This window comes from Streptomyces sp. LARHCF249, from assembly GCF_052871255.1.
The window spans coordinates 1-13,194 of sequence record NZ_JBIXJQ010000005.1 but is presented as its reverse complement, the minus strand read 5'-3'; the positions used below and the strand labels follow the sequence as shown (position 1 = coordinate 13,194).

The window sequence follows — 13,194 nt, the reverse complement described above, 5'->3', positions numbered from 1 at the left end:
GATCCGAGTCGGGCCGCCGGTATTTCTGCACCGCATTTCCGACCGGTTTTCCGGACGCGGTCAGGGGACCAGTTGCCGGAAACTCTCCTCGATCCTGTCGAGCGTGTGACGGACGTGCGGCAGGGCGGTGGGGTCCGGCGCGTCGAGGGCGAGCTGCTGCTCCCGAGCCGTCTCGCCGTACAGCATGCTGGTGGCGCACTTGAACCGCAGGGCGTCCCCCTCGTCGCCGAGCAGGTGTCCGGCGAGCACCACGATCCCCAGGTCCAGCATCCGGCGGGCGAGCGTCGGCGAGTCCGTCACCTCGTACTTCGCCAGCGCCTCGCGGACCGGTTCGAAGTCGGGGTAGACGTAGAACGCCCCGGTCGGCGGCCGGCAGCGGGCGCCCGCGTCCACGGTGATGCGGTGGACCTCGCGGGCGACGGCCCCGTGCAGGCGGGCGCTGGCCCGCAGCCGGTCGCGTACCTCCTGCGGCTCGCCGAAGGCGTACTCGGCCACCTCCTGCATCGGCCCGGCCAGTGTCGACCAGACCTCGCTGGCCACCGAGACCACTCCGGTGCGGATCCACTCGCCCCAGGGTCCCTGCGGGAAGCGGGCCACGCCGATGCGCCAGCCGCCCAGGGCCAGGCTCTTGCTCAGGCCGGTGGCGATGACCGTGCTCCCGGGGGCCACTTCGGCCGGGCTGAGGTACTCGGTGGCCGGGTCGTGCACCACGTCGCGGTAGATCTCGTCCGAGACGATCAGCAGGCCCTCCTCCTCGGCGATCGCGCACAGTTCGCGGATCAGCGGGGGCGGGGCCAGGGTGCCGGTCGGGTTGTCGGGGAGGGTCAGCACCATGATGCGCGGGTCGCGGCCGAGGACGCGCGCCGCGGTGATGCTCTCGCGCAGGGCGTCCGGGTCCGGCACCCCGCCGCACTCCTCGGGGATCGGGACGGCGATCGGGTGCTTGCCGGCCAGCCGGGCCTGGGGGGCGTAGGTGTTCCAGGCGGGGCGGGGCAGCAGGACGTCGCCGGGGACCGCCAGGTTGAGGGCCATCAGCAGCGGCTTGCTGCCGGGGGCGACCACGATCTGTTCCGCGTCGGTGGGGATGCGGCGGCGGCTGAAGTAGCCGGCGGCGGCGTTGCGGACGCCGGGCGAACCGGCCACCGGGCCGTAGGCGTTGCGGTGCGCGCCCGCGGCGAGCCGCTCCACCAGCGGCGCGAACGCGGGGAGCCGGGACTCCCCGAAACCGAGGTGGACCAGCGGTTCGCCGGCCGCCTGGCGCTGTGCCACCAGCTGGTTGAGGGCCAGGTTCGGTGACATCCGCATGTCGCTCATCCCCGGCTCCCCGCCGGCGCCGCCGCCTTCGTCCCGAAGAGCTCCTGCCCGCCCTGCCAGGCCGGTCCCGCGATGGCCCGGGCGATGTCGGCGGGGACGGTGCGGTCGAGCCGCAGCTCGTCCAGCCAGGCCGCCTGCGGATCGTAGTGGGCCAGGAAGGGCCGGCCGACCAGGGCGGGGTCGCGGGCCTGGACCATGTGCAACTGGAAGAAGCGGCCTTCGGCGTTCTCGACGATGCCGTCCACCACGACCTTGCCGGGGGTCGCGGACATCACCGGGCCGCGCACGGTGCGGGCCAGGCCGGGCAGGGTGCGGTAGGCGCTCTGGAAGATCTCGGCCGCCCGCGCGAGGGGCACCCGGAAGTAGTCGTAGGGGCCGGTGTCGCGCTCCACGAACATGTAGTACGGCACGGAGCCGGCGGCGAGTTCGGCCCGCCACATCTCGCTCCAGACGGCGGGGTCGTCGTTGACGCGGGCGATCAGCGGCGCCTGGCAGTAGACGAGGGCGCCGGTGGACCTGATCCGGGAGAGCGCCCGCCGGGCGAGGTCGGTGGCGAGCTCGCGGGGGTGGCTGAAGTGCGCCATGACGGCGAGGTTGCGCCCGGAGGCGACGACCTGCTCGAAGAGGCGCAGCAGGTCGTCGGCGTCGGGGTCGCCGGCGAAGCGCTGCGGCCAGTACGCGACGGACTTGGTGCCGATCCTGATGGTCCGTACGGTCTCCACGGAGAGCAGCGGCTCCAGGTGGGAGCGCAGCCGCTCGGTGGACATCACCATCGGGTCGCCGCCGGTCACCAGGACGTCGGTGACGTCGGGGTGCCGGCCGAGGTAGGAGATCAGACCGCTGGGGTCGGGGGCGGCGAAGCGCAGGTCCGCGTCGCCGACGAACTGGGCCCAGCGGAAGCAGTAGGTGCAGTACGAGTGGCAGGTCTGGCCCTGGCTCGGGAAGTAGAGCACCGTCTCGCGGTACTTGTGCTGGAGCCCGGGGATCTCGGCGCCGTCCCGGGTGGGGACGTTGAGCTCCTTCTGGCCGGACGGGTGCGGGTTGAGCCGGCCGCGGATCTGCTGCACGAGGGTGCGCAGCGCGACCTTCGAGGCGGGGTCCGCGGAGAGCGCGGCGAGGTCCCGCTCGTTCTGCTCGGTGAGCATCCCCCGCTGCGGGAACACCAGTTGGAACATCGGGTCGTCCGGAATGCGGTCCCAGTCGATGAGGTGCGACAGGACGTACTCGTTGACCCGGAAGGGCAGCACCATCGACACGAGCCGGACGGTCTCCCGGATGCCGGCGGGCAGGCCGTGGCGGTCGGCGATCTCGTCGAGCTGCCGCGGCCCGTACGCGCGGAACCGTGCCGTCTCGACAGAATCGGTTGCCAGCAGGGACATGCGGATATTCCTCCAGCCTGGTGCCTGGCAGTTCCGAGCGTCTGCTCGAATGCGGTTCGATGCTAGGGAGAGGATTCGGCCACCGGACCCCAGATCCGACCCCAGCCCGACCCTTACGGCGCCCCGGGCGGCGGCGTCTCGAGGGCCGGGCACGGACATGGCGAAGCCGCCCAGGACCGGCGGGGGTTCAGGTCCTGGGCGGCTGTCGGTGGGCCCCTGGGCGGGGGCCGGTGCCCTTACGCGCGCCGCGCCCTCACGCGGCGCCCGCGCCCGGCTGTCCGGCCTTCTGCGCCGCCGGGGCGGCCTGCGCGGCGAGTTCCGCGGCCCGCTGGTTGTCGGTCTGGACGGAGCGCAGCCCGATCAGGGCGAAGACCGCGGCGCCGGCCATGACGACCGCACCGGCCACCGAGGCGGCGTGCACCTCGGTCGTGAAGGCGGTGCGGGCCGCCTCGATCAGGCTGGTGGACGCGTCGCCCGAGAGCTTGCCGGCGGCCGCCAGGGCGCCGCCGATGGTCTCGCGGGCCGCCTCCAGCGCGTCGGCGGGCACCCCGGCCGGGGAGTCCAGCGCGGAGCTGTTGCGGTAGACGGCGGCGCCGATGCTGCCCAGGACGGCCACGCCGAGGGCGCCGCCGAGCTCCTGGCCGGTCTGGAGCAGGGCGGACGCCGTACCGGCGCGCTCCGGCGGCACCTGGCCGACGACGAGCTCGGTGACCAGGGTGAGCACCGGGGTGAGCCCGACGGCGAGCGCGATGATGCCGATCAGGATCAGGACCAGGCCGTCCTCGGCCGGTACCTGGGTGAGCATGAGCAGGGCGAGGGTGGCGATGGTGAACCCGGCGCCGATGATGTGGGCGGGCTTGACGGTACGGACGAGGACGGTGGCGACGGGCACGACGGCGCCCACGGCGAGCGTGCCGGGGATGGTCCACAGTGCCGACTTCAGCGCGCTCATGCCGAGGACCGACTGCATGTACTGGGTGCTGAAGAGCGAGTAGCCGACGAGGGTGAAGCAGGCCAGCATGTTCACGGTGACCGAGGCGCCGAAGGCGCGGTTGCGGAACAGCGAGAGGTCGACCATCGGGTCGCTGCTGGTGCGCTGGCGGCGCAGGAACACCGGGACGAGGGCCAGGCCGACCGCGATGGCGACGACGTGGGTGACGGCGAAGCCGTCCACGGCGATCTTCTTGAAACCGTAGATGACGGGCAGGACGATGGCGAGCGAGAGCGCGGCGCTGATCAGGTCGAACTTCCCGGCCGCGGCGTCCTTGGACTCCGGCAGCAGGAAGGGCGCCGCCACCAGCAGGAGCAGCATCACGGGGACGTTGATGAGGAAGACCGAACCCCACCAGAAGCCGGTGAGGAGGGCGCCGCTGACCACGGGGCCGAGCGCGGCGCCGGCGGCCATGCCGGTGGACCAGACGGCGACGGCCGTGCGCCGCTGCGTCTGGTCGCGGAACAGGTTCCGGATGAGGGCGAGCGTGGAGGGCATGAGGGTGGCGCCGCCGATGCCCTGGAGGGCGCGGGCGGTGACGACCATCTCGGGGTTGGAGGCGTAGGCGGCGAGCAGCGAGCCGCCGCCGAAGACCACGGCACCGATCAGCAGGAGGCGCCGACGGCCGATGCGGTCGCCGAGCGCGCCCATGGTGAGCAGGACTCCGGACAGGACGAAGCCGTAGATGTCGATCATCCACAGCTGCTCGCTGCCGGAGGGCCGCAGGTCCTCGCTGATCGCGGGGATGGCGAAGTAGAGAACGGTCAGGTCCATGGAGACGAGCAGCACGGGCAGGAGCAGTACGCCGAGGGCGATCCATTCCTTGCGGCCCGCCTTGGCCTCCGGTCCGGTCGTGTCGTTATCGCTCAGGGAGCTGGTCATGGGGGCTGTCCAATGCTGTCGGGACGGGACGTAGGTATCAGTGAACGGAACGCCGGGTGGGGCGGGGTGGGTCCGGACCGGGAACAGGGGTGGGAACAGGGGTCAGGACAGGGGTCGGAACAGGGGTGGGGCGGGCCGGAGGCGGAGCGGGGGCCGGACAGGGGTCGGGCGGAGGTCCGGCAGGGGTCGGGCGGAAGTCCGGGCAGGGAGCCGGACCGGGCGTTTCAGGACTCCTCGGCGGCGCGTGCGGCCAGGGCCCTGCGGTCGGTCTTCCCGTTGGGCGTGAGCGGCAGGCCCGGGATCAGGCCGACCTTCCGCGGAACCATGTACTCGGGCAGGGTCTGCTTGCAGAACGCGCTGATCACGACGGGGTCGGCGGTGAAGCCGCGGGCGGGGACGACGTACGCGTAGAGCTCCGGATCCTCGCCCGGACGCGGGCGGACCACCGCGGCGGCCGCTTCGACGCCCGGGAACTCCAGGAGCCTGCGCTCGATCTCCCCCAGCTCCACGCGATTGCCCCGGATCTTGACCTGGAGATCGGACCGGCCGACGAAGTACAGCTCACCACTCTCGCCCCGGTATGCCAAGTCATTTGACTTGTACACGAGTTGGCCCGACCGGGGATTGAGCGGATCGGGCACCAGGACGGCCCGGGTGGCTTCCGGATCGTCCCAGTAGCCGGTGAAGAGGGAGGGGCCGCGCAGGTGGATCTCGCCCACCGCGCCCGGCTCCTCGACGGGCCGGCCCTTCTCGTCGATCAGCAGCATCTCGGCGCCCGGGTAGGCGAATCCGATGGACAGCTTGTCGACGCCCTCGGGCAGCGGGCTGGGCACGTCGGTGAGGGAGAAGGCCATCGCCTCGGTGGGGCCGAAGCAGTTCACCACCCGGGCCTGCGGCAACAGGCTCTGAAGCTGACGCAGTTCCGGCAGCGGGAAGGCCTCGCCGGAGAACAGCACCCCGCGCACCTGGCCGGCCAGCGCGGCCAGCCCCTTGGCCTCGTGGCGCAGTACGGGCCGCCAGATCGACGGCACCCCGTCGACCTGGGTGGCGCCGGTGTCGGCCAGGAAGCGCAGCAGCCGGCGCGGCCAGTGCATCAACTCCCGCGGTACGGGGATCAGCTGGGCGCCCGAGCCGAGGGCGAGCCCGATGTCCAGCAGCGCGAAGTCGAATTGGAGCGGCGAGGTGGTGGCGAGCCGGTCCTCGGCCGTGACGATGGAGTGCTGGAGCATGCCCCGGTAGAAGGAGAGCACGCCGCGGTGGCTCATGACCACGCCCTTGGGGCGCCCGGTGGTCCCCGAGGTGAAGATCATGTACGCGGCGTCGGTGCCGACGGCCTCCCGCCGGTGGCGGGTGCGGGGCGCGGGCGCACGCTCCACGACCAGCCCGTCCGGGCCGAAGCGCGCCGTGCCGATGGGCTCCGGGACGCCCTCGCGCTTGCCGTCGGCCGTCTGGAGGTGCAGGGCGGGCTCCGCGGTGGCGGCGATGGCCAGCAGCCGCGGGGTGGGGACCTCCGGGCTCACCGGGATGAAGGTGAGCCCGAGCATCGAGCAGGCGAGGAGTACGGCCACGGCGGCCGCGGAGTTGTCCGACTCGAGGATCACCCGGTCGCCGATGTCGAGGCCCAGCGAGTCCAGGGTGACCGCGTAGTCATGGGCCCTGCGCTCGAGTTGACGGTAGGTCAGGACTCGGGAGGTGCCGTCCGGGCCGGCCTCCCAGGCCGCGGGGCTGTCCGGCGCGGTCCGGGCCGCCGCCAGCATGAACTCGTGGATGCGCTCCGCCGGTCCGCGGACCGCGGCCGGGCGTACCGTGCTCAGGCTCACCGCTGTGCCACCTCTGCTCGTCGTCCAGTGCTCGTCAGTCGTCCAGCGCTCATCAGGAGATCCGCTCCTTCAGGTCCGTCAGCCAGCTGTCGATGACGGGGGCCGTCGTGTCGACGTGCTGCTCGACGATGGTGAAATGCGTGCCGGGGACGGTCGCCACGGTGTCCGCGCCGTCCCAGTCGGCCTGCCAGCCGGCGTCGGGCGCGATGTCCGCGTCCTCGCCCATCGCGAAGAGGTCCCCGGCCCGCACGAACAGCACGGGCGCCTCGATGGCCTCCTGCCGGAACTGCGGCAGGAGTTCCACGTACCGGCCCATCGCGGAGAGTTCGGCGCTGCTGAAGGAGCCCAGCGTGGCCGCCTTGTCCGGGACGGCGAAGGCCATCTGGTCGAAGAGCGCGTCGTTCGTCGCGCCCATGTAGTAGGTGTCCAGGAGCACCAGCCCGGCGGGGCGCACCCCGTGGAGCTGCTCCAGGCGGGCCACGGCGGCGTGCGCGAGCAGACCGCCCGAAGAGAAGCCGAGCAGGGCGAACGGCTCCCCGTCCGCGGCGCGCAGCACGGCCTCGGTGAGGACGTCCACCGCCGCGTCGAAGGACTCCGGCAGCGCCTCCCCGCGCCCGAACCCGGGGGTGGGGATGCCGGAGACGGGCATCGAGAGCCGGGCCGCGAGCCGTGCGTGCTGGTGCACTCCGCCCGCGACGGTCGGCGTGCTGAGGCAGATCAGCCGGGGCGTCCGGTCACCCTCCGGCCGGGTGCGCGCCCCGTAGGAGACCGCCGCCGGCAGTTCCGCCAGGTCGGCCGCCGAGGCGAAGGCGGGCCGCAGCGCCGCCACGGACCGCAGCATGGCCAGGCCGGGCTGGAGGTTCCCCGACATGATCGCGTCGAGGAACAGTCCGTACAGGGTGTCGTCGGCGCGGGCTTCGCCGTGCGTGGACGGCGCGTCGGCCCGCCCCGGCTCCCCTGGTGCCGCGGCCAGGCGGCCGGCGAGCAGCCGGGCCAGCTCCAGCGGGTTCTTGCTGTCGAAGACCACCATGGCCGGCAGGGAGAGCCCGGACGCGGTGTTCAGCCGGTTGCGGAGTTCGACCGCGGTCAGAGAGTCGAATCCGGCTTCCAGGAAGCCGGCTTCCGCGTCGACCGCGCTCGCGTCGGCGTGCCCGAGGACTTCGGCCGCGTGGGTGAGCACCGCGTCGAGCACCGCGTTCTCGCGCTCCGCACCGCCGAGCGCGCGCACTGTCGCGCGCAGCGCGCCGGCCTCGGCGGCTCCGGCCGCGGCACCGGCCCGGCGGCGCACCGCGGGGGCGAGGCCGCGCAGCAGGGCGGGCACCTCGTCCGTGCGGGCCCGCAGGGCGGCCAGGTCCACCCGCAGCGGTACGAGGGCGGGGGCGTCGGCCGCGACCGCCGCGTCGAAGAGCCACAGGCCCTCCTCCTCCGACAGGGCGGGGGTTCCGCTGCGCCGCATCCGCTGGAGGTCGGCCTCGCCGAGCCACTGGCTCAGTCCGGTTTCGGTGTCCCAGAGGCCGAAGGCCATGGAGGTGGCCGCCAGGCCCTTCGAGCGGCGGTGCTGGGCGAGCGCGTCCAGGAAGACGTTCGCCGCCGCGTAGTTGCCCTGTCCGGCGGCCATGACCAGGCCGCCGGCCGAGGAGAACAGCGCGAAGACGGACAGGTCGTGACCGGCCGTCAGCTCGTGCAGGTGCCAGGCCGCATCTGCCTTCGCCCGCAGTACGGTGTCCACCTGCTCGGGGGTGAGCGCCCCGACCAGGCCGTTGTGGGCGACTCCGGCGGCGTGGACGATCCCGCGCAGCGGGTGCGCCGGGTCGATGCCGCCGATCAGCGCGGCCACGGCGTCCCGGTCGGACACGTCGCAGGCGGCGATCTCCACCCGGGCGCCGAGCGCGGCCAGTTCGTCGCGGAGTCCGGCCGCGTTGGGCGCGCCGGGTCCGCGCCGGCTGGTGAGTACGAGGTGCCGTACGCCGTGCGCGGTCACCAGGTGGCGGGCGACGAGGGCGCCCAGGCCGCCGGTGCCGCCGGTGATCAGGACGGTTCCCTCGGTGTCCCAGGTCGTGTCGCCGCCCGGTGCCGCGTTCCGGGCCAGGCGCGGCGCGAGGACCTTGCCCTGCCGGATCGCCAGCTCGGGCTCGCCCGAGGCGAGCGCGGCGGCCAGCGCCTTCGGGGACACCTCGGACTCTTCCAGGTCCAGCAGCACGAACCGGCCCGGGTTCTCCGCCTGCGCGGCCCGCACCAGCCCCCACACCGGGGCCTGCCGTACGTCGACCGGGTCCCCGTCGGCGACGGCCGACGCGGCCCGGGTGACGAGGACCAGCCGCGACCGCGCGAACGCCGGCTCGGCCAGCCACTGCTGTACGGCGGCCAGGGCCGTGTCCACCGCCGAGCGGACCCCGGCGGGCACCTCCTCCTCGCGGCCCGCGCCGGGCCCGGCTGCCAGGACGGGAAGGACGGGCAGGAGCACGGTGTCCGGTACGCCGTCCGGGTCCGCGCCGAGCGCGTCGAGCCCGGGCGCCACCGGAACCCCGGCCACCGCCAGGCCCGGGCCGGCGACCGCCCACGCCCCGCGGGGTCCGGATCCGCCGCCGACCGGCTGCCATTCCACGGAGAGCAGCGCGTCCCGGAAGCCGCCGGTGGGCAGCTGCTCGGCGGCCACCGGCCGCAGCAGCAGGGCGGCGACCGAGGCCACCGGCGCCCCGGACGGGTCGGCGAGGTCGAGGCGGACGGCGTTGCGCTGCCCCTCGACGGGCGCGAGCCGGACCCGTACGGCGGTCGCGGACGCGGCGTGCAGGGTGACGCCCGCCCAGGCGAAGGGCAGCAGCGCGCCCCCCGCGTCCTCCTCCGCGCCGAGCCCGCCGAAGCCGAGCGCGTGCATCGAGGCGTCGAGCAGGGCCGGGTGGAGGCCGAACCGGCCGGCGTCGGCGTGCGCCTGCTCGGGCAGTTTGATCTCGGCGTAGAGCGCGTCGTCGAGCCGCCAGGCGGCCGTCAGGCCCTGGAAGACGGGGCCGTAGCCGAACCCGCGTTCCTGGAGCCGGTCGTACAGTCCGTCCGGGTCCAGCTCGGCCGCGCCGGCGGGCGGCCACACGGTCAGGCCGTCGCCGGGCTCGGCGGTGCCGGCCGCGAGGAAGCCGTCGGCGTGCCGGGTCCACGGCTCGTCGGGCCGGGCCTCGGGGCGCGAGTAGACCTGTACGGAGCGCCGGGCCCGGTCGTCGGGTTCGCCCACGACGACCTGGACGGAGACGCCGCCGCGCTCGGGCAGTACGAGCGGGGCCTGGAGGGTGAGCTCCTCGAGGAGTCCGCAGCCGACGTGGTCGCCGGCCTGGAGCGCGAGCTCCACGAAGCCCGTGCCGGGAAGCAGGACGGCGCCGTGCACGGCGTGGTCGGCCACCCACGGCTGGGCGTCGAGGGAGATCCGCGCGGTGAAGGTGACCGCGTCGGAGTCGGGGGACGGCAGCACGGCCGCGAGGAGCGGGTGGTCGAGGGCGTCCTGGCCGACGGCGACGGCATCGGTGGCGGGCTTGGCGGCGTCGACCCAGTAGCGGGTGCGCTGGAAGGGGTAGGTGGGCAGGTCGACCCGCCGGGCTCCGGTGCCCGCGTAGAAGGCCTCCCAGTCGACGGGCACGCCCGCCGCGTACAGGTGGGCGAGCGCCGAGACCAGCGACTCGGGCTCGGCGCGGTCCTTGCGCAGGGCGGCCGCCGAGACGGCCTGCTCGGAGTCCAGGACCTGCTGGGCGAGAGCGGTGAGCACGCCGCCGGGCCCGACCTCCAGGAACCGGGTGGCGCCCTGCTGTTCCAGCGTGCGGACGGCGTCGGCGAAGCGGACGGCCTCGCGGACCTGGCCGACCCAGTACTCGGGGGACCGCCACGCGTCGGACAGCTCTCCGGAGACCGTGGAGACGACGGGTACGCGCGGTTCGGCGTAGTTCAACTCCGCGGCTATGGAGGCGAATTTCGCAAGCATCGGTTCCATCAGGGCGGAGTGGAAGGCGTGCGAGACCGCGAGTCGGCTGGTCTTGCGGCCGACTGCCGCCAACTCCTCACCGACCGCGAGCACGGCTTCCTCGGTACCCGAAACGACCACGGATTCCGGTCCGTTGACCGCCGCGATTCCGACCCCGTCGGTCAGCAGCGGCAGGACTTCCTCCTCCGTCGCCTGGACGGCGAGCATGGCGCCCCCGGCGGGGAGTTCCTGCATCAGTCGGCCACGGGCGACCACCAGCCGGGCCGCATCCGCGAGGGACAGCACCCCGACCGCGTGAGCGGCTGCCAGCTCACCGATCGAATGCCCGGCCACCACATCCGGCCGTACACCCCACGCTTCGACGAGTCGGAACAACGCCACTTCGAGGGCGAACAGGGCGGGCTGGGTGAGCGCGGTCGCGTTCAGCGCCTCCGCGTCCTCACCCCACACCACCTCGCGCAGCGACCTGCCGAGGTGCGGGTCGACCTCCGCACACACGGCATCGAAAGCCTCCGCGAACACCGGGAAGGACGCGTACAACTCACGCCCCATCCCCAACCGTTGCGCACCCTGCCCCGTGAACAGGAACGCCGTCTTTCCGGTGCGGCGCGCCAGGTCGCGGACCACGGCGGGCGCGTTGCGGTGCTGCGCCAGTGCGGTCAGACCGCGCAGCAGCTCCGCGCGCTCCGTGCCCACGACCACCGCACGGTGGGCGAAGGCCGTGCGCGAGGCGACCAGCGAGAGGCCGATGTCCGCCGGCTCGCTCTCCGGCCGTTCCGCGAGCCGGTCCAGCAGCCGCTCGGCCCGGGCAGCCAGGGCATCCGGGGTCTTGGCCGACAACACCCAAGGCAGCGCTGGCGGTTCGGACCGTACGGTCGCCTCCTCAGCTCCCTCCTGCGCTTCCTCGACGATGACGTGGGCGTTCGTCCCGCTGATCCCGAAGGAGGAGACCGCGGCCCGGCGGGGCCGGCCCGCCGCCTGCCAGTCCCGCGCCTCGGTGAGCAGTTCCACGCTCCCCGCCTCCCAGTCCACCTGGTCGGACGGCGCGTCCACGTGCAGGGTTTTCGGCAGGGTCCCGTGGCGCATGGCCATGACCATCTTGATGATGCCCGCGACACCCGCGGAGGCCTGGGTGTGCCCCATGTTGGACTTGATGGAACCCAGGTACAGCGGCTGCCCGTCGGGGCGGTCCTGCCCGTACGTGGCGAGCAGCGCCTGCGCCTCGATCGGGTCGCCGAGGGTGGTGCCGGTGCCGTGCGCCTCGACCGCGTCGACCTCGGCGGCCGAAAGGCCCGCGTTGGCCAGGGCCTGGCGGATCACCCGCTGCTGCGAGGGCCCGTTGGGGGCGGTCAGGCCGTTGGAGGCCCCGTCCTGGTTCAGCGCGGACCCGCGGACGACGGCGACCACCGGGTGGCCGTTGCGGCGCGCGTCGGAGAGCCGCTCGAGCAGCAGGACTCCCGCGCCCTCACCCCAGGCCACACCGTCGGCCGAGGCCGCGAAGGACTTGGAGCGGCCGTCGGGCGCGAGCCCGCGCTGGCGGCTGAACTCGACGAACATGCCCGGTGTACCCATCACGGCGACACCGCCCGCCAGGGCCAGGGAGCACTCCCCCGACCGCAGCGCCTGGGCCGCCATGTGCAGGGCCACCAGGGAGGAGGAGCAGGCCGTGTCCACGGTGACCGAGGGGCCTTCGAGGCCGAGCGTGTACGACGTACGGCCGGACACGAGGCTTCCGCCGCTGCTGGCCGCGGCCTCCACGCCGAGGGCGTAGTCGTGGTACATGACGCCCGCGAACACTCCGGTCGCCGAGCCCTTGAGGGTGGTGGGATCGATGCCGGCCCGCTCGATCGCCTCCCAGGACACCTCCAGCAGCAGCCGCTGCTGCGGATCCATCATCAGCGCCTCGTTCGGACTGATCCCGAAGAACACCGGGTCGAACTCGGCCGCGTCGTAGAGGAAACCGCCCTCCCGCGCGTAGGTACGGCCCGGCGTGCCCGGTTCGGGGTCGTAGACCTCCGGGTCCCAGCCCCGGTCGGCCGGGAACCCGCCGATGGCGTCCACGCCCTCGGCGACGAGCTCCCACAGCTCCTCCGGGGTGGCCACCCCGCCCGGGTAGCGGCAGCCCATGCCCACGATCACGATCGGGTCGTCCACGTCCGCCCCGCCGACGGCGGGTACGGCTCGGACGGGGGCGGGTGCGGCGTGGTCCCGGCCGGCCACCTCGGCGCCGATGTGGTCGGCGACGGACTGCGCGGTCGGGTAGTCGAAGATCAGCGTGGCGGGCAGCCGCAGTCCCGTCGCCGAGCCGAGCCGGTTGCGCAGCTCCACCGCGGCGAGCGAGTCGAAGCCCAGCTCGCTGAACGCCCGCTCCGGCTCGATCGCTTCCGGCGAGGCGTGCCCGAGGACACCGGCCACCTGGCCCCGTACGAGGTCCAGCAGCGCGGCGGCCCGTCCGCTCGCGTCCAGTCCGGCCAGCCGCGCGGCGAGCCCCTCGGCACCGTCCCCGGACTGGGCCGCCCTGCGTACGGGGGTACGTACGATGCCGCGGAGCAGGGCTGGGATCCGGTCGGCTCGGCCGCGCAGGACGTTCGTGTCGATGCGCAGCGGGACCACGGCGGGCTGCCCCGAGCGCAGGGACAGCGAGAACAGTGCGAGCCCTTCGGACGGGGAGAGGGCGGGCAGACCCTGGGCCGCCATCCGCTCTTCGGCCAGGTCCAGCATGGTGGTCATGCCGGTGTTGACACCCCAGAGGCCGAAGGCCATCGCGGTCGCGGGCAGCCCCTCGGCGTGGCGGTGCGCGGCGAGGGCATCGAGGAAGACGTTCGCCGCCGCGTAATTGCCCTGCCC

General features: G+C 73.8%; 5 protein-coding genes. All 5 read right to left on the bottom strand.

Annotated elements, in window-relative coordinates; genetic code table 11:
- Positions 1-60 precede the first annotated feature (60 nt).
- On the bottom strand, positions 61-1,314 hold the full coding sequence (locus ACIPUC_RS15165; RefSeq protein ID WP_446589742.1) for a pyridoxal phosphate-dependent aminotransferase: 1,254 nt from the start codon (positions 1,312-1,314) through the stop codon (positions 61-63).
- A complete protein-coding gene (locus ACIPUC_RS15160; protein WP_446589741.1) occupies positions 1,311-2,693 on the bottom strand; it encodes a KamA family radical SAM protein in 1,383 nt (460 codons plus the stop codon). Before ACIPUC_RS15160 ends, ACIPUC_RS15165 begins: the two co-directional genes overlap by 4 nt.
- A 253-nt stretch (positions 2,694-2,946) precedes the next feature.
- Positions 2,947-4,566 carry an MFS transporter gene (locus tag ACIPUC_RS15155; RefSeq protein WP_446589739.1) on the bottom strand — a complete coding sequence of 540 codons (1,620 nt, stop codon included), beginning with the start codon at positions 4,564-4,566 and terminating at the stop codon, positions 2,947-2,949.
- 224 nt (positions 4,567-4,790) lie between these two features.
- Positions 4,791-6,386, bottom strand: coding sequence for an AMP-binding protein (locus tag ACIPUC_RS15150; RefSeq protein WP_446589737.1), 1,596 nt, complete (start codon positions 6,384-6,386; stop codon positions 4,791-4,793).
- A 52-nt stretch (positions 6,387-6,438) separates the two neighbouring features.
- The coding region (locus ACIPUC_RS15145; protein WP_446589736.1) for an SDR family NAD(P)-dependent oxidoreductase at positions 6,439-13,194 on the bottom strand (6,756 nt) is incomplete at its 5' end.